16 protein-coding genes and 1 tRNA gene are annotated in these 17,796 nt (G+C 58.0%); all 17 read right to left on the bottom strand.

From position 1 onward, the window contains the following. Positions 1-118: 118 nt before the first annotated feature. Positions 119-195, bottom strand: a tRNA-Pro gene (locus Q0X28_RS08430). 127 nt (positions 196-322) lie between these two features. Then, positions 323-2,533, bottom strand: a complete 2,211-nt coding sequence (gene der / locus Q0X28_RS08425) for a bifunctional cytidylate kinase/GTPase Der (protein WP_296238396.1) — start codon at positions 2,531-2,533, stop codon at positions 323-325. After that, on the bottom strand, positions 2,530-3,543 hold the full coding sequence (locus Q0X28_RS08420) for a pseudouridine synthase (protein WP_296238419.1): 1,014 nt from the start codon (positions 3,541-3,543) through the stop codon (positions 2,530-2,532). The genes der and Q0X28_RS08420 overlap by 4 nt, the downstream gene beginning before the upstream one ends. 130 nt (positions 3,544-3,673) lie before the next feature. Further along, positions 3,674-4,381: an SMC-Scp complex subunit ScpB gene (gene scpB / locus Q0X28_RS08415; RefSeq protein WP_296239870.1), complete on the bottom strand. Its 708-nt coding sequence runs from the start codon at positions 4,379-4,381 to the stop codon at positions 3,674-3,676. Positions 4,382-4,391: 10 nt separating this feature from the next. Continuing rightward, entirely contained in the window at positions 4,392-5,180 is a 789-nt protein-coding gene (locus Q0X28_RS08410) for a ScpA family protein (protein WP_298577622.1), read from the bottom strand. Positions 5,181-5,183: 3 nt separating this feature from the next. Next, entirely contained in the window at positions 5,184-6,017 is an 834-nt protein-coding gene (locus Q0X28_RS08405; protein ID WP_296239872.1) for a ParA family protein, read from the bottom strand. 102 nt (positions 6,018-6,119) lie between these two features. After that, positions 6,120-7,049 (bottom strand): site-specific tyrosine recombinase XerD, encoded by a 930-nt coding sequence (locus Q0X28_RS08400; RefSeq protein ID WP_298577620.1) that lies wholly within the window; start codon positions 7,047-7,049, stop codon positions 6,120-6,122. A 46-nt stretch (positions 7,050-7,095) separates the two neighbouring features. Then, complete coding sequence (locus Q0X28_RS08395) at positions 7,096-7,734, bottom strand: NUDIX hydrolase (RefSeq protein WP_298577618.1); 639 nt, start codon at positions 7,732-7,734, stop codon at positions 7,096-7,098. Positions 7,735-7,776: 42 nt separating this feature from the next. Then, positions 7,777-9,516, bottom strand: a complete 1,740-nt coding sequence (locus Q0X28_RS08390; RefSeq protein WP_298577616.1) for a CTP synthase — start codon at positions 9,514-9,516, stop codon at positions 7,777-7,779. 86 nt (positions 9,517-9,602) lie between these two features. Then, positions 9,603-10,409, bottom strand: a complete 807-nt coding sequence (locus Q0X28_RS08385; protein WP_296239863.1) for a copper transporter — start codon at positions 10,407-10,409, stop codon at positions 9,603-9,605. Positions 10,410-10,444: 35 nt separating this feature from the next. Continuing rightward, positions 10,445-11,626 carry a putative cytokinetic ring protein SteA gene (steA, locus tag Q0X28_RS08380; protein WP_296239862.1) on the bottom strand — a complete coding sequence of 394 codons (1,182 nt, stop codon included), beginning with the start codon at positions 11,624-11,626 and terminating at the stop codon, positions 10,445-10,447. A gap of 51 nt (positions 11,627-11,677) precedes the next feature. Then, complete coding sequence (gene recN / locus Q0X28_RS08375) at positions 11,678-13,480, bottom strand: DNA repair protein RecN (RefSeq protein WP_298577613.1); 1,803 nt, start codon at positions 13,478-13,480, stop codon at positions 11,678-11,680. 9 nt (positions 13,481-13,489) lie between these two features. Then, a complete protein-coding gene (locus Q0X28_RS08370; RefSeq protein ID WP_296239860.1) occupies positions 13,490-14,452 on the bottom strand; it encodes an NAD kinase in 963 nt (320 codons plus the stop codon). Further along, on the bottom strand, positions 14,452-15,345 hold the full coding sequence (locus Q0X28_RS08365) for a TlyA family RNA methyltransferase (protein WP_296239858.1): 894 nt from the start codon (positions 15,343-15,345) through the stop codon (positions 14,452-14,454). The genes Q0X28_RS08370 and Q0X28_RS08365 overlap by 1 nt, the downstream gene beginning before the upstream one ends. 27 nt (positions 15,346-15,372) lie before the next feature. Next, on the bottom strand, positions 15,373-15,591 hold the full coding sequence (locus Q0X28_RS08360; RefSeq protein WP_296239857.1) for a hypothetical protein: 219 nt from the start codon (positions 15,589-15,591) through the stop codon (positions 15,373-15,375). Beyond that, positions 15,576-16,592, bottom strand: a complete 1,017-nt coding sequence (locus Q0X28_RS08355; protein ID WP_296239856.1) for an HAD-IIA family hydrolase — start codon at positions 16,590-16,592, stop codon at positions 15,576-15,578. Before Q0X28_RS08355 ends, Q0X28_RS08360 begins: the two co-directional genes overlap by 16 nt. Positions 16,593-16,604: 12 nt before the next feature. Then, complete coding sequence (locus Q0X28_RS08350) at positions 16,605-17,651, bottom strand: lipopolysaccharide assembly protein LapB (RefSeq protein ID WP_298577610.1); 1,047 nt, start codon at positions 17,649-17,651, stop codon at positions 16,605-16,607. Positions 17,652-17,796 lie beyond the last annotated feature (145 nt).

Raw genomic sequence — 17,796 nt, 5'->3', positions numbered from 1 at the left:
AAATCTAACCCCCGCGACACGCCGAGCCAGACACACATTTTGACCCTTAACCCAGGATTACCACGGTATTTTCCCAAAAAACAGAACACCGGTCCACATCCGTGGACCGGTGTTCGCATGGTCGGGCTAGCGGGATTTGAACCCACGACCCCTTGACCCCCAGTCAAGTGCGCTACCAAACTGCGCCATAGCCCGTCCGCTGTCTGCGACAGCTCCTATACCTTATAACGACAAGAGGGAATTTTCCCAATCGCCTGCAAGACAGTTATTTCCATGTGAACTTTTGGAGCTGCCACAGAGAGTTTGAAATAACCGCACTCCCCTATTTCCGACGCTTTTCACGAACTCGTATGCTGATACGGATAGGCGAACCAGTAAAACCAAAACTCTCCCGCAGTTTCCGCTCCAGGAAACGACGGTAGCCACCTTCCAAGAAACGAGTAGTGAACAGCGCAAAAGTTGGGGGCCGAGTGGCAGCCTGCGTGGCAAACAGAACACGGGGAAGACGTCCCCCTCGCATAGGCGGCGGTGTCTCAGCCACAACCTCTTTCAGCCACTGGTTCAATTGGCTTGTCGAAATGCGCTTATCCCAACTCTCCAGTGCTTCATCAATAGCTGGCACGAGTTTCTGCAATGCGCGTCCCGTAGTGGCAGAGATATTGACGCGTTTAGCCCAGCTCAGCTGTTTGAGGTCACGTTCGATCTCCCGCTCCAACTCATAGCGGCGATCCTCATCAACAAGGTCCCACTTGTTGTAGGCCAGAATGACAGCACGCCCGGCATCGAGCACCATATTGACCACTCGCTGGTCCTGTTCGGTGATGGGCTGGGAGGCATCAATGAGGATAATGACGACTTCTGCCGCTTCAATAGCAGCCTTTGTTCGCAACGAAGCGTAATACTCATGCCCTTGCGCCTGTCCTACTCGCTTCCGCAGACCTGCCGTATCAACGAAGTGCCACAAGCGACCGTCTAACTCCACGATCGAGTCCACCGGGTCTACGGTCGTGCCGGAAGCATTATCGACAACCGAACGGCTTTCCCCAGAGAGTTTGTTAAGAAGCGAGCTCTTACCAACATTCGGTTTACCCACCAGGGCAACGCGTCGCACTCCGGATAGAGATGTCTCTCCCCGCCGGGGATGCTCCGGGAGTAATTCAACAATCTCGTCGAGAAGGTCGGCAGCGCCACGGCCGTGCAAGCTGGAGATGGGATGTGGTTCGCCAAGACCCAGTGACCAGAATTCAGCAGCGTCACCGTCGGCATTGGGTGAGTCGGATTTATTGGCAGCAACTAAAACGGGAATGTCAGCTCGTAAAAGACTCCGTGACACGATTTCATCAGTGATAGTGACACCAACTGTCGCATCGACGACGAGCACGATAACATCTGCCGTCTTCATCGCAATCTCTGCTTGTTTCGCGATCTCTTTGTGCATACCTTTGGCGTCAGGTTCCCAACCACCGGTGTCAGTCACCATGAAGCGGCGTCCGTTCCAGAGCGCCTCGTAGGAGTTGCGGTCGCGTGTGACTCCTGGGAAGTCTTCAACTATAGCTTCCCGCCGGCCAATGAAGCGGTTGACGAGTGTCGACTTTCCCACGTTCGGACGACCCACGACCGCAACGACAGGAAGAAGTTCCTCGTCATAACCGCGGCTTTCTTCGTCCTCAGCCAGGTATTCCGCTGCGAGACGCTCCCAGGCTTCTTCATTGGAGTCATCGTATTCGTCGAGGTCACCATCGTAGTGTTGCGATGATAAAGCGTCATTGCTGCCATCCCATGACGCATCGTCAGTCTCGTCTAGCTCCTCTGTGTAATCCACCGTCGTTGCCTCCTCTGTGTCAATGGCAGTGCGCGGCCGGGGGGGCTGTACCTCGCGGGCAAGATGGGCAATGATAGCCACTGTCTGCGAAAATTCATTCCCTGTGGAGTCCACGACAATAGCGTCCTCAGCTTGGCGCAGGGGCGAGACTAAACGGGTCGAGTCGGCTCTGTCACGGGCAATAACAGATGCGAGAACATCATCGAAGTGTGCCTCGCGTCCTTCGGCACGATCCTGCTCTACGCGACGACGCGCGCGTTCCTCCGGCGAAGCGGTGAGGAAGATTTTGAGCGGCGCATCCGGCAACACGACTGTTCCTATGTCCCGGCCATCGACGATCGCACCATTGCCGGTGCGAGCAAGCTCACGTTGCAGCTCGACGAGTCTGTCCCGGACTTCTGGAATAGCGGAAACGGCGGACACTTGCGCCGTTACTTCACCTTCTCGAATCTCTGCCGTCACGTCCTCCCCATTGAGGTAGAAACGTGTTGCTTCTGGGTCTGCCGACACCGAAATATCAATGGAGTCGAGAAGGCCGACAATCGCTGATGATTGATCTGGGGTGAGACCAGCCCGAAGAGCTGCAAGGGTAATGATGCGGTACATAGCGCCCGTATCGAGGTAAGCCATTCCCAACTCGCGGGCAACTGCGCGGCACACTGTGGATTTCCCGGCGCCGCTGGGGCCGTCAACAGCAATGTAGAGAGTCATAGGTGAACCGCCTCATAGAGTGATGCGACTTCTTTATTGGAAAGTTTGCGGAGTGACCCTGAGCGTTGATTCCCCAGGGTCACTCCACCCAACCTCGTCCGCACTAGCTCGATAACGGGGAATCCGATTTCAGCGAGCATACGGCGTACGATCCGATTGCGTCCTTCATGAACGACGACGCGGAGCAGCGTCTTTCCATCGAGGGTATCCATGATCTGTAACTCATCGGCAGCAATGGGACCATCGTCGAGGACGATCCCCTGCCGTAGTTTGCGGGCGTCGCGTTGGCCCATAACACCTCGCACTGTGGCGAGGTAGGTTTTGGGTACCTCGTAGGAGGGATGCATCAACCGGTGAGCTAGTTCCCCGTCATTCGTCAGCAGGAGCAAGCCTTCCGTGTCTTGATCCAACCTTCCCACATGAAAGAGCCGCTGGCCAGCGTTGACGCGCTCCGCGACGATGTCTCCCACACACGCGCGACCCTGGTCATCGGCCATAGTGGAGAGGTACCCGCGTGGTTTGTTCAACACCAGATAAACGTGTTCTTCGCGGGCGATGACGCGTTCCCCGTCAACGTGGACGATCGCGTTAGCAGGATTAACTTTGACTCCTTGCTGCCGTACAACCTCGCCGTTCGCCTGTACACGGCCGGCGGCAATGAGCTCTTCCGAGACGCGGCGTGACGCCACCCCGGCCTGCGCCAGGTATTTCTGTAGGCGAATCTCCTGGGGGAAGCGTGGTGACGGATCCAGTACTTTGACTGGGTTGTCTGGAGTCACCATCTGGTGGCGGCTTGGTCGAGCAGAGGATGTCCGAGGTAATGAGTTCTTGTTGCCTCGTTGTCGAGTAGTAGTTCCGGTCGAACGAGATTTTCCGGATGCGGAAGTGCGATTCTGCTGTACACGACGAGAAGTGTGAGTGGGTTGAGAAGACTTTTTAGCGGCACCGCCAGAGGTTCCCTGGCGGTTCTTCCTTGCCGGTGTGCCATCACGGCGAGCGGGTCGGTTCACAATGTTCTCTTTTCTCAATGAGTCGATCTAGCCTCTGCCATTGTTGATGCAGCGCTAGTGTCCTCCCTATTTTGTCATAGAACGGACTGCTGACTCGAATTATTCGAGATGTGGGAGCGGGTTGGTGGCGTCACTGCGCGGTAATAGACGCATGGATCTGCCCCGGCTCTGCGCTTTCCACAGGATCATCTGGGTCGGCGGGGTCTCTCTTGGGCGAGGCAGTTTTAGCCCGGCGGGCTTCAACAGTCTGACGTACTTCCTTGTCGATTTCATCAATGCGTTCTACTGCCGGCAGTAGTGGTGCTAGGTCTGGAAGGGCGGAAAGATCGGTGAGCCCGAGTTCTTCGAGGAAGAGTGAGGTGGTACAGAAGAGCATTCCGCCGGTTTCGGGGTCCTGCCCATTGTCGACGATGAGTCCACGCGCTTGGAGCGTGCGCATCACTCCGTCAACGTTTACGCCGCGTACTGCTGAGACCTGTGAGCGGGTGACGGGCTGTCGGTAGGCGACCACGGCGAGGGTTTCCAGCGCTTGCCGGGAGAGCGTCCCCCGCGTTCCCTCGAGAAGCACTTTTTCTACGTAGGGGGCGTAGTCCGCGCGGGTGTAGAGCCGCCACCCTTCCGGTATTTCCCGCAGATCGATACCACTCTGCGCCGCAGTGAGTTCGTCCGCCCACTGCTGGAGGATGCGGGTGACGGTGTCTACATCGCTGTCCACCACTTCGGCCAGATCGTCGGCACTGATGGGGCTATCAACAACAAGCACTACCGCTTCGATGGCACCTCGTACACTCGGGTGTGCTGCATCGCTAGGGTGGTCGTGGTTATCCGTTGTCGTCACTGCTTCTCTCCTACTCCCCCATTGCCTTATTGAGGGTGTCCTCGTCAAAGGTTTTTCCTGTCCACCCGACGTAAAGATCTCCGAGTGGCTCTTCCTGCTCGAAGTCGACTGCTTTGAGCCGGTAGAGCTCGAGCAGGCTGAGGAAACGACCCACGACTGTCATGCTTTGCGAACAGTCGGCCACTAGCTGGCGGAACTCCATGCGGTCTCCCAGCTGGAGTTGGGAGAGGACGCGCAGCACGAGCCGAGCTTCATGTTCCACCGAGACGACAGGGATGTGCACATGTGTGGTACTTACGCTAGGCACGGGTTTGGGGCGGAAGGCGACGGCTGCCAGCAGCGAGAACTCGGTAGCGTTCATGCCTAGGGAGACGGGTGGTAAGAGGTGAAGAAAGCGTTCTTCGGGGGCGACGGAGCGGGCATAGCGATGGGGAGCATCCTGCTGCCAGCGGGCGAAGAGCTGGGCGACTTCTTTGAAGGCCTTGTATTGGAAGAGTCGGGCGAAGAGCAGATCGCGGGCTTCCAACAATTCCAGGTCGGCGGGGTCGACCATGTCGCCTTGTGGGAGCAGCCGTGCAGTTTTGAGGTCGAGAAGGGTCGCTGCTACGACCAGAAATTCGGTGACGGCATCGAGGCCTTTTTCTTCGCTGAGGCTGCGGGTGTACGCGATGAACTCATCTGTCACTTCGTGCAGTGCTACCTCGGTGATGTCGAGTTTGCGATCTTGGATCAGCTGCAGGAGCAGATCAAACGGACCTTCGAAGTTCCTGAGGCGCAGCCGGAAACCATCGTCACTCACCGCTTAGCGCTCAATTCGCTCAATAACTTCCGCAGCAAGCTGTCGGTATTGCTGTGCACCGGGTGAGGAGGATGCCCATGTGGTGATGGGTTCACCAGCCACTGAGGTTTCCGGGAACCGGACTGTGCGCGTAATGACGGTTTCGAATACGGTATCGCCGAAGGCTTCCATGAGGCGCGCCATGACGTCTCGTGCATGCAGGGTGCGACCATCGTAGAGGGTGACAAGGATACCGGTGAGGGACAGCCGGGGATTGAGGCGTGAGCGAACTTTGTCCATAGTGTCGGTGAGAAGCGCCAGACCACGCATGGAGAAGAATTCGCATTCCATGGGGATGATGACTCCGTCGGAGCACGCTAGTGCATTAACGGTCAGGAGTCCGAGGGAGGGCTGGCAGTCCACCAAAATGTAGTCATAGCGATCCATTACCGGATAAATCGCCCGGTAAAGGGCCTGTTCGCGCCCTACTTCGGAGACAAGCTGAATCTCCGCGGCAGAAAGGTCGATATTGGCGGGGATGACATCGAGGTTTTCGGTGCGGGTCCGCACAATAACCTCATCGACGCTCACGGAGTTGTCCACCAGTAGGTTATAGACCGTCGTGTCCAGGTCATAACTTTGGATGCCTAAGCCTGCCGAGAGTGCGCCCTGCGGGTCGAGATCGACGAGCAGTACGCGACGTCCGGCCTCGGCGAGTGATGCTCCCAAGTTAATGGAGGAGGTGGTTTTGCCGACTCCCCCTTTTTGGTTACACATGGAGAGCACTACGGCTGGGCCGTGCTTTGTCTTTGGCTGCGGGGTGGGGATGGTGCGAAGTGGTCGCCCGGTGGGGCCCATTTTCTCGGACCCGCTCGTCGCGCCGTCGTCGGCACTGCCCTTCTCAGGCTCCTGCGACCGAACTGCCATGGTGGAGTTCTCCTTTCCCTTTTCCCTACCAGCCTACCGTGCTCGCGGATGGGCCTCTGCCCAAACCTCTCGTAAAGATTCCGCTGTCACCATCGTATAGATCTGTGTGGTGGTTACCGAAGAGTGCCCTAACAATTCCTGCACCACGCGCACATCTGCGCCGCCTTCGAGCATGTGGGTGGCGAAGGAGTGGCGTAAGGTGTGTGGCGACACATCGTCGGTGATCTGGGCTCGCTTTGCTGCCTCCTGAATAATCTGCCAGGCACTTTGGCGGCTCATCCGGCCGCCCCGCAGATTCAAGAAGACGGCATGGGTTTTCCCGCGGGACAGCGCCGGACGAGAGCGCACCATATATTCCTGGTAGGCATGCAGGGCAGGGCCACCGACTGGCACAATACGTTCTTTATCGCCTTTTCCGTGAAGCAAGACGGCCGCGTTGTCGACATCCAGATCACCGATGTCGAGGCCAGTAACCTCGGAGATGCGAGCTCCCGTGGTGTACAGTAGCTCGAGCAGTGCACGGTCGCGTAGTGCTCGCACTGGATCCGGCGACGATCCATCTCCTGCGCCTTCGAGGAGCCGGAGGATCGTGTCGACCGGCAATGCTTTCGGGAGACGCTGCGGGGGTTTTGGGGGCGCCACCATGGCTGCCGGGTTGGTGCCGGTGAATTCTTCCCGCAGCGCAAACTTGTGGAGACCTCGAATCGAGACCATTATGCGTGCGGCTGAGCTGGTCGCTAGGGGTGCATACCCCAGTCGGCTGTCTCCGGTGACGAGGGAATCACGGAACTCTTCAACATGGGTTTGCGTGACATCTGCCAGGGTGGTGATGGGATAGAGCGCGAGAAACGCAGCATAGCGGTCAATATCTCGCCGATAGGCCTGTAGCGTGTTGTGGGAGGCAGCTCGTTCAACGGTAAGAAAGTCGAAGTATGCCTCTACCTGGCTGGTGAGGTCTCCCATGAGCGCCTCCTTCCATCATGGTCGGTGAGGGTACGCAGCTGGCGTGTTAGCTATCGCGGCGTTGTGCGAAACGCCAAGCCCGCGAATCCCATTCCGCATCGGCAGACCGCAGAATTTCCTCTCCACCTGCCACGAGGCACTGGGACACTCCGAGAATGCCCGCCACTGCGATGCTGTTGATGATGTCGCCGGAGAAGACGCGCTGTACAGCCTGCGGGAGAGGTACCCACTGCAGCTCCATGTCAGCTTCTTCTTGTTCAGGTGTTGGCCTGTCTACCTGGTGGAGGCCACGTGCGAGGAAGATCCGAACAGACTCATCCGCGAATCCAGGTGAAGTGATGGTGTCGGCAATGACCCACCACTGGTCAGCAGCGTATGCCGTCTCTTCCTGGAGTTCGCGCTGTGCCGCTGCAAGTGGGCTTTCTCCGGGAATGTCGAGGATGCCGGCGGGAAGTTCCCACAGGCGGCGCGCCACTGGATGCCGGTATTGGCGTTCCAGGAGGATCTCCCCCTGGTCGTTAAGGGCTACCACGGCGACCGCCCCGGAATGCTCCACTACTTCACGCGCGGCGCTACCACCGCCCGGCATGCGGACGTGGTCTTTACGAAGCGCCAGTATTGCACCCTCGTAGAGGGTTTCTGAGTCAATGACAGTGAAGTCATGCGATCCAGGTGCGGTAGCCATGGTGGCCTCCTTGCGGACTGTACCAGCGTCAGCGTAAACGAGTTACTCCGCTACGTCAGGGGCGATGTCGGTGGTTTCGCCCGCCGGGGAAACAGGGCTATCACTTGCGGTAACGCCCTCTTTGTCCTGATGATAGCGCAGCGCTTCGACAACAAGCTGGTGGAATAGCGGATGCGGCTGCGTGGGCCGAGACTTGTATTCGGGGTGTGCTTGGGTGGCGACCAGGAAGGGGTGAATCGAACGGTCATATTCGACGAACTCCACCAGTGTGCCATCTGGGCTGGTACCCGAAATATGCAGACCAACGCTTTCGACTTCGTCACGGTACGCATTGTTCACTTCAAAACGGTGACGGTGCCGCTCCGCAATGGAGGTTGTACCGTATGCTTCTGCGACGATTGAGCCGTCTGTGAGTACCGCTGGGTAGGAGCCGAGACGCATCGTGCCGCCCATATCGGCGTGTCCTGCCACGATGTCTTCCTGATCGGCCATGGTATGGATGACGGGGTGGGCGGTGTTGGGGTCGAACTCGGTGGAGGATGCGTCGGTAATCCCAGCAGCCCGGGCTGCTTCGAGGACGGTACATTGCAGACCGAGGCACAAGCCGAGGAGCGGAATCTTCTGCTCGCGAGCATAGCGGATGGTGCCAATCTTGCCTTCGACGCCGCGCACCCCGAACCCTCCGGGGACGACAATGCCGTCGACGTCGGAGAAGAGTGCAGCTGCTGCGGCGGGATCTTCGCAGTCATCGGCAGGAACCCACTTGATATGGGCTTTTGCGTGTTCGGCGAAGGCGCCGGCGCGGACTGCCTCGATAACGGAGAGGTAGGCGTCGGGAAGATCGATGTATTTGCCGACGACGGCGATGGTGACGTCACGCTGGGGGTTGTGGACGCGATCGAGCAAGTCGCCCCATACTGTCCAATCGACGTCACGGAAGGGCAGTCCTAGTTTACGGATGACGTAGGTGTCGAGGCCTTCGTCATAGATGACCTTGGGGATGTCGTAGATTGACGGGGCATCTGGGCAGGAGATGACGCCCTCTTCGTCAACGTCGCACATGCGAGCGATCTTCTCTTTGAGCGGATCGGGAACCGGGCGGTCGGCACGGAGTACGAGCGCGTCGGGCACGATACCAATGCTGCGCAGAGTGGCGACAGAGTGTTGGGTGGGCTTGGTCTTGAGTTCGCCCGAGGGGGCGATGTAGGGGACGAGAGCGCAGTGCATGTAGAAAATGTTCTCGCGGCCAACATCGTGGCGCAGCTGGCGCACTGCTTCGAGGAACGGCTGGGATTCAATGTCACCAACGGTGCCACCAATTTCGGAGATGACAACATCCGGTGCGACGCCGTTCTCGTCGGGCTCTTCCATGGCGAGAATGGCTTCTTTGATGGCGTCTGTGATGTGTGGAATGACCTGTACGGTGCCACCGAGGTAGCCGCCGCGCCGTTCTTTGGCGATGACGTTGGTGTAGATGCGTCCGGTGGTGATGTTTCCTCGCTGCGACATGGGGACGTTGAGGAAGCGTTCGTAGTGTCCGAGATCTAGGTCTGTTTCTGCACCGTCTTCGGTAACGTAGACTTCACCGTGCTGGAAGGGGTTCATGGTACCCGGGTCAACGTTGAGGTACGGGTCCAGCTTCTGCATGGTGACGGAGAGGCCACGGGAAATGAGAAGTTGCCCCAGGCTAGCGGCGGACAGACCTTTTCCGAGGGACGAGACGACGCCGCCGGTGACAATGATGTGCTTGCATGCGCGTTTGGCGGTTTTGCTATTCAGCACGAGAACTCCCGTATGTTGAGTGCGCCTCTCTCGGAGAACACATTTTTCCTACGGGATTTCAGACTAGCATGGAAAAGTTATGCCGGTCACATTCCTTTAGTGAGCTCAGCAACTCGTAACACAATGTTAGCCTGGCCAGATTTCTTGTTGGCGTTGGTCACGGTAGCGAGCCCTTTGACCGTGAGCGTCCGCGCTGCGGCGAGCGGACCATTCACCTGCTCGGAACCGGCAGCCCCCGCCACAACGGTGGGCACTTTGCGCTCCGCCAGGCCTTGCCCAACTTTCGCAATGGTGACACCACGCGCGCCGTCCTCAGAGTTAGGGGCAGCTCCGTTAGCAGAACCACCCGAAATAAGGATGGCGGAGTTGGCCTCACCCAAGAAACTGTCCTGGGTGACGAATCCATTGGCAACAAATCGATCCATGAACGCGGATCGTGCCTCGTCCCCTACCGGGTTGTCGGGTTTGTGGGCCAGGGACCCCACAATGGATCCAGTTAGTCGGCCAGAATTCTGATCTCGATCGGTGGGAAGCTCAACCCCTTGGGGCAGCGCGTTAGTGATAAGAGTGGAGAGCTCAGCATCGTTTTCCGTCGCTGCAAACTTAGGGGTGAGGGTGATGAGCCCCGTCACCCGCCCCGCGGCTGCCGTCACCTGCTTTTGGATAGCAGCAACAGTGTCACGGTTGGCTGCCGGAGTGGCGATAATAAGGACTTTTCGGCCAGCAAGTGCGCGTGCAGGAACCTCTGGTACAGCCTCTTCAGCGACATGCGTGGTCGTGCTCGGTTGGGGGCCTTGTGGAGCTACCAACGTTCCCCCGGTAATAATGCCCACGCCCAGCGCAATGCACACCGCAGCGATACTGAGTGCGATTCCGTTTCCCTTTTTCATCATGCGTCTTCCCTTAGAGTTCTGCGGAGGTGGTGTGGTTAGAACCAGCCTTGGACCGTTGTCGCGAAGCTATTCCAGTTGTCGATAATGGTGGATGCCCCCGCGGTATCGGGGAACCCATAGAGGTAGACCACCAGCGCGGCGAAGGCGGCGCTAAGGAGCGCTAGCAGCACTGCCCACCAGCTCACAGACTGGTCGGGGCGAAGCGAACTGAGGGCTTGGGCATCAACCAGACAATGGGCAACTTTGAGGCGAGTGAGGAAGGCCGCCGCACCGGTACTCATCGAGTCCGGGTCGAGGAAGTCTTGCAGTGTCATGGTGAGACCAACCGCCACGACGAGGGCCGCTTCGCCGTAGTCTGCCAAGAGAAGTGCGAGTTCCTCCGCATCGGCTACTGCGGGGAAGGTAATGGCAGAAACTCCCTGATCTTGCACCCGTTCCAGACCTTCGGCGTGTCCATCAGGGGCAGCTGGGAGGACAAGCTGAGCACCGCACTGCAGCGTTTCGTTGGTCATGGTGTGAGGGTCCCCCACCAGAAGATCTGGCTTATAGCCGGCATCTACGAGAAGCTCTGCACCTGCTCCTACTCCGACCAAAACCGGCTTGTTCTTCTTGATGAACCAGCGGATCGATTCCAGTTCGGCCGCACTTGACTCGCTGTAGCTGACGATGACGACCTTCCGTTCCGCCATGTCGCAGTCAATCTCGGGAACCCCCATTCCTTCGAGAAGCAGGGGCGATTCCGTCGTCAAGAATTCTGCAGTATTACCGGCGAATGCGGACAGCTGGTCATTAACCCGGGTCCGGCGATCCTCGATTTGCTGGGACACTGCGGGGAGCGTCAGGGCATTACCATGCGCAACTGCTTCACCTTTTACCCAGATGGTGCCTGCATCCATCGACAGTGTCTTGCCATCGCGGACACCGTCGAAGATGTCCACTCCGGTTTCGTCTACTACGGCGACTCCGGCCTGCAGCAGAACGAGCGTTCCATAGGTGGGATAGGTATGGGACAGTGCCGGGGAAGCATTAATAACGCCTACCACTCCAGCTGCGATAAGGTCTTCTGCTGCAGCTTGGGTGAGATCCGGTTCGTTGATGACGACGATGTCTCCAGGCTCGACGCGACGCAGCACACGGGCTACCGAGCTATCGACGCGTGCAATTCCGGCGATGCCAGGATCAGGGTGCTTATCGGAACGGGAAAAAGGCCACTTCATACCTGCCATTATTTCGGAATGAGGGCCTCGATGGAGAGAGGCGCGCCGAGTTTAGGCCGGCCAATCAGCGCTTTTTAGGTTCGATGCGGTTGCCCACAGTTCTTTCGCGTGCGCTTTACCCGTCTCCGTGTCTCCCATTCCTGCCAGCATTCGTGCTAGCTCGGCAATGCGGGCCTCGTCGTCGAGGTCGGCCACTGTCGTCTCTGCTGTCGTCCCCGAATTATCTTTCGTGACGGTCAGGTGATGGTCGGCGAACGCAGCAACCTGCGGAAGATGGGTCACCACGAGAACCTGGTGGATGCGTGCTAGACGGGAAAGGCAACGACCAATCTCTAGCGCCGTAGAACCACCGATACCGCTATCGACCTCGTCGAAAATGAGTGTGCGGCCATAGTCGTCCTGGGCGAGAACTACTTCAAGCGCCAGCATCACACGCGAAAGCTCACCTCCCGAGGCAGCTTTCGCGATGGGCTGCGGGGTGGCTCCCGCGTTAGCCGCCAGGAGGAAGGTCACCTCATCAGCACCGGATTCCGAAAAACTACGGGCACTATCAGCATGTGCGTCACCACCGGCAAGGGGTGCAACACTAATGCTGAAGTTCGCTTTCTCCATGGCCAAAGTGTGGAGTACCGCGGTAGCCGAATGCTGCAGACGTCGTGCCGCTTTTTTCCGCGCGGTGGTTAATGCACGGGATGCATCACGCATCTCATCGTGCAGGCGGGTGACGTCATCCCGCAGCTCGTCGAGCGTCGTTTCAGACGAATCAAGTTCAGCAATACGGGCTTCTGCCTCGTTCTTCCAGCGCAGCACAGCATCGACGTCGACACCATACTTCCGCACAATCGCCTTCACCAATGCCTGACGCGCTAGTTTCTCCTCCAACACGGCTGGGTCGACGTTCAACTCTTCGAGGTACGTATGAAGATCTGAGGAAACATCCTCAATAATGGACAGTGCCTCATCGAGTCGTTGAGACCAGTCTTGGAGTGTCGGATCACTGCTATTGTGCAGTGCGTCGCGCGTCTGGCCGACTGCGTCGATCGCTGTCTGCGGGCTGTCCACGCCAGACCCAGGTTGTTGGTCAGCCACCGCCAGAAATGCTGCATCTCCGCTGAGGAGATAATTCGCACCACTCGCTGTTTCTCGCAGCTCATCTGCGTCCATCAGCCGTCGAATGTCCTCTTGCAAGTGGTAATCTTCTCCGGCGCAGAGTGCTGCCTTCTCAATTTCGTCAACAGCCTCTGTCAGCTGCGCGAACTCGCGCGCACGCTGCTGTCCTTGTGTTTGTCGTTCGTGTAACTCACGACTGCGTTCACGCCATTGGTGCATAACGCTGCGATACGCCGAGAGCAGGTCACGAACCTCGTCTCCCCCAAAACGGTCGAGAGCCTCCCGTTGTTGGCTTGAATTCAGTAGCCGCAGCTGGTCATGTTGACCATGAATAGCAAGGAGGGGCTGTGCAAAACTCGCCAGGGTACCGGCCGGCACGCTACGTCCCCCGAGGTGTGCGCGGGAGCGACCATCAGAGCGCACGGTGCGCAACGCAATGACGGATCCATCATCATCTGCTTGCGCGCCGCATTCCGTGAGCACACTGCGTGTACGGTCAGCTACCCCTTCCGGAAGAGCTGCAGTCTCGAAACGGCCCTCCACGCGCGCCTCACTAGTCTCCTCGGGGGCAGTGTGCCGCACCTTTGAGGAATCGGCACGCTGTCCGGTGAGAAGTTGCAGGGAGGAGAGGAGCATTGTCTTACCCGCACCAGTTTCACCAGTGATAACGGTGAGGCCATTATGGAGCTCGACGTCGGTCTCCGCGATGACGCCGAGGTTGGTGATCCGTAGTTCGCTTAACACAACGCTAGGTTAACCGATGGGATCATTTTTGTGGGGAGCTGTGTGGCGTAAAACGTCGCGCCATCCCTTTACCGGTAGATGGAATTTCCGCACTAGTTTGTCCGCAAATGGGCTGGTGTCGAGGCGAATCATACGAACTGGGCGGGATCCTTTGCGGGCGAGAATCCGTTCCCCATTTTCCACTCGAATTCCGCGGTAGCCGTCGAGATAGGCCATTGCTAGACCGCGGCCACAATTGACATCAATAGTCACTAGGGACTCGGGAGAGACAACGAGGGGACGGGTGAAGAGCCCATGTGCGTTATTCGGCATAACGAGCATTGCTTCCATCTGGGGCCACACTACTGGGGCCCCCGCGGAGAATGCGTAGGCGGTGGAGCCGGTGGGAGTGGACACGAACATTCCATCGCAGGCATAGCTCGATACCGGTCGATTATCGATAGCCAAGGTAGCTTCGAGAATGCCTCGGTGACTTGCCTTTTCAAGGCTGAGTTCGTTGATTGCCCAGCTTCCTGTACGCACTCGATCACCGGAAATAACATCTACGTCAATGGTCATCCGGTCTTCGATGGTGAAGTCTCCCTCAACGAGCCGGTCGAGAGCATCCCAAATATGGTCTGCTTCCAGCTCTGCTAGGAAGCCAACGTGCCCCATATTGATACCGATCAGGGGAATGTCCGCTCCATGCGCCAAGTCAGTACCGCGCAAGAAGCTTCCGTCGCCTCCCAGCACAATGATGAGGTCGCTTGAGGCGGCAATAGTGCGTGCCCCATCAATAATGGATGCCGAGTAAGCACCCGGTGGTTCATTCCAGGGGTCTTTGTCAAGAATGCTGCTGCTAATACCTTTGCTACGCAAATAGTCAGCAACCTCAGTGGCAATCTGGGGGGCGTCATAGGAGTATCCGACAATGAGCACACGGTTGGGGACAAAACCCTCATGGCTGCGCGCAGGGGGCTGTGACTCCGACATTACTGGGGTCCCTTTTCTACTGCACTAGCTGCGAGAGCAGCTAACTCGGATAGTGCTTTCTCATTCGTACCCAGGATACACAATAGCGCCTCTCCCTGCGGCTGATCAGGCTCTTTACCGGGCTCAATCCAAGCAGCTGAGGAAGGGTGGGCGTCAATCCAGAGGAAATATTCGACGTTCCCCGATGGTCCTGGAAGTGGAGACGCTGCAATGTCCCGAATACCCATTCCAAGCTCGAGAGCTTTCTGCGCGACTTGGCATATTGCAGCACGGCGCTGTGCAGGGTCGCGCACTACTCCCCCTGCCCCGACGTTGTGCTTGCCGACCTCGAACTGTGGTTTTACCATCAGCATCATCTGTGCGTCCTGGGTGCAGCAAGCCAATAAGGCCTCCAGGACCAGTGTAAGGGAGATAAAGGAGAGGTCCGACACGACGAGGTCTACTGGTCCCCCGAGAGTGTCTGCGTTAATTGAGCGGACGTTGGTACGGTCGAGCACTGTGACCCGTGGATCGCTTTGGAGCCTCCACACCATTTGTCCGTACCCAACATCAACCCCAATCACATGGGCGGCATCGTGTGCCAGCAGTACGTCGGTGAATCCGCCGGTTGAGGCGCCCGCATCAAGGCAGCGTTTCCCCGCTACCGTTAAGCCTTGTGGCCCGAATGCGTCGAGTGCACCAAGTAATTTATGTGCTCCACGACTGGCCCATTTGTATTCTTCTAACTCTTCGACGACGAGGGCCGCATTCGGGTCGATGATACTAGCGGGTTTTTTCACGGGCATACCGTTGCAGGTCACTCGGCCTGTCTTGATCAACTCTGCGGCGTGCTCGCGGGAACGGGCAAGTTTGCGGCGCACTAACTCTGCGTCGGCGCGGAGACGAGGCGCCATGTACTTTCCTTCCTTGAGAACTCGAGACTAGTCCAATTCGTCTTCGACGGCATCGAGAGCGTTCGTCAGCACATCGTGTGCAGCTCCGAAAAGTCCTACAACACTTGTGGTGTCGTCAGCGTTATCAACACTAGCGGAGAGATAGTCCGCTACTTCATGACGGACCGTATCCGGGGTCACTCCAGAGAAACCATGTACATGGGCCGCCACTGTTGCGGGGGTCGGCGGAGTCACAGATTCGGCCATGTGTGGATCTCCTTTGTATCGTCCTCGGTCGCACCATCGATGGTGCGTACATAGTGGTTATTGTGCCATGCCTGGTGAATGAGAGCGGCGAGCTTCTCTCGCGATGTCGCCGTATGGTCAGGAAAGTGCACAGTGGCTCTCCCCTGCGTATCAATCTCCAGTTCAACAAGGGAGGAGGCATATGACGTAGGCATGGTGTCGAGACGCAGACAGGTATCCTCTGCCAGAATCTCTTCGATGAAGCTGAGATTGGGGAGGACGAAGGTGGGGCGCTGCGACGGTGCTGCGTTACAGATATCGAGGATGGTGATGACGCCGGTAAGGACGCAAAGAGTGTCGTATCCTGCGTTGATTCCACCTTCAATGTCGGTGTCCAGGCGATCGCCAATAACAAGAGCGTGCTGTCCTCCAACGAGGTGAGCAGCCTGTTGCATACTTCTAGCGGATGGTTTCCCCGCGGTGGTGGCATGTACTCCGGTAGAAATCTCGACAGCTCCCACCATTGCACCGTTGCCTACATTCAAGCCACGTTCGCTGGGGAGACTCGTGTCGCGGTTTGTTGCAAAGTAGCGTGCCCCTTGTCGAATAGCACGTGCTGCGGCGGAAAGATCTCGCCAGCCGGTGTCATCACAGTGTCCTTGTACGACAGCTCGGGTGGCTGGAGTTTCGTCTCGCACTGTCACAAATCCGGATTGACGAATGAGTTCTTCGAGGTAGGGAGCTCCCAGAACGAGAACTTCCGTACCGGGAGTGAGCTCTTCGCGGAGCAATTGGCAAGCGAGCTGTGCACTTGTGAGGATATGGTCAGGGTCGGTGTGATATCCGATGCGAGTGAGACGTTGTGCCACTGTTTCAGGGGAACGGGAGGCATTGTTGGTCACAAAGACGATGCGATCCCCTAGTGCATTAAGTGCGGTGACGGCGTGGGGAATGGGGAGGTCGCCAACGTTCGCAGTGCCGTCCAGATCAACGAGATAGCAGTCGTAGTTGGACGTTGTCACAAAGAATCGATCCTAGCTCTCTAGTTCCTCGAGGCGCTGCATCGCGTCAGTTACGGCTTCCTCATCAATTGAGGCTGCGTTTCGGAACCACACGATAGCATCGTCGCAGCGTCCTGCAGCCAAAAGTGCATCGGCGTATGCGTAGAAATAGCGTGCCGCGGTTTCGCCCGTTTGGGTGGGATCAAGATTACCTTGCTCGAGGACTACCACGGCAGCATCGTGCTGTCCTAGATCTGCCCGGGCACCTGCCACGACGATGAGAAGTTCGGCTCGTCCATCTGCGTCGAGGTAGGCAGCGTACTCACTGTTGAGCATGTCGATTGCGCGTTCGGGACGTCCGAGACCACGCTCACAGTCTGCCATGACGCTCAGCAGGCCAGGGCCGCCGCCGATTCGGCGGGCTGTGCGGAGCTCTCCAAGAGCCTCCTGCCAATGCCCGGTGAGGTAGGCGATAATGCCGGCGTGTTCCCGTACGACGGCAATGCGGCCAGCGTGGTCGCGGGCAGCATAGGCGTGGGCGAGGGCTTGCTCGGGGTCGTCATCGATGAGCCCATAGGACGCGATCATGTGGGATGCTACCCGGTCGGCGTTCTCCTTGGAGAGCATGTGCAATTCACGGCGAATATCACCGGGGAGTGCACTCGGGTCGGCCCATTCGGGAATCTGCGGGCCTTTCGCTGGCCGGTTGTGGGAACCCGCGTGGGTACTGCGGTCGCGGTCCTTTCCCCCGCGAGGTGCATGCGAACTGCGCGAGTTGTACTCACGGTTTTCACGGGGACCACGGTTCCCACCGCGTCGATCCTGTTGTCGTTTATCGTCAAAACGCCGATTAGTGCGTTGCTCGCCGTGTCCGTTGCGTTTGCTGTAGCGGTTTTCGTCACGGGGCGTACGGTATCGATCATTGGAGCGACTGGCACGGTCGTTAGAGGAGCCACCAGGACGGTCAGAGCGTCTGCTGTTGAACCGGTTGGTGGGCCGCCCCTTGTATGAGCGCCCAGAGGAATTCGTTCCAGAGCGATTATCGCGGCGGCGTCCCTGGTTACTGTTGTTCTCTGCCATTGCTCATCCTTGGTGAAGAAACCGTGTGTGGCTATATTTTAAGCCCATATAAAAAACTACGGGGAGTCTCTGCGAGACTCCCCGTAGTCGAAGTTAAGTTCGGCAGCGACCTACTCTCCCACACCCCTGTCTCTTATACACATCT

Origin of the sequence: uncultured Lawsonella sp., from assembly GCF_947252745.1 — a bacterium.
Taxonomy (GTDB): Bacteria; Actinomycetota; Actinomycetes; order Mycobacteriales; family Mycobacteriaceae; genus Lawsonella.
This window is presented reverse-complemented; position numbering and strand designations above follow the sequence as displayed.

Coding starts and splice junctions, on each gene's coding strand:
- der (WP_296238396.1), bottom strand. CDS start 2,533: ATGACTCTCTACATTGCTGTTGACGGCCCCAGCGGCGCCGGGAAATCC.
- Q0X28_RS08405 (WP_296239872.1), bottom strand. CDS start 6,017: ATGGGCCCCACCGGGCGACCACTTCGCACCATCCCCACCCCGCAGCCA.
- Q0X28_RS08400 (WP_298577620.1), bottom strand. CDS start 7,049: ATGGGAGACCTCACCAGCCAGGTAGAGGCATACTTCGACTTTCTTACC.
- Q0X28_RS08395 (WP_298577618.1), bottom strand. CDS start 7,734: ATGGCTACCGCACCTGGATCGCATGACTTCACTGTCATTGACTCAGAA.
- Q0X28_RS08385 (WP_296239863.1), bottom strand. CDS start 10,409: ATGATGAAAAAGGGAAACGGAATCGCACTCAGTATCGCTGCGGTGTGC.
- steA (WP_296239862.1), bottom strand. CDS start 11,626: ATGAAGTGGCCTTTTTCCCGTTCCGATAAGCACCCTGATCCTGGCATC.
- Q0X28_RS08370 (WP_296239860.1), bottom strand. CDS start 14,452: ATGTCGGAGTCACAGCCCCCTGCGCGCAGCCATGAGGGTTTTGTCCCC.
- Q0X28_RS08365 (WP_296239858.1), bottom strand. CDS start 15,345: ATGGCGCCTCGTCTCCGCGCCGACGCAGAGTTAGTGCGCCGCAAACTT.
- Q0X28_RS08360 (WP_296239857.1), bottom strand. CDS start 15,591: ATGGCCGAATCTGTGACTCCGCCGACCCCCGCAACAGTGGCGGCCCAT.
- Q0X28_RS08350 (WP_298577610.1), bottom strand. CDS start 17,651: ATGGCAGAGAACAACAGTAACCAGGGACGCCGCCGCGATAATCGCTCT.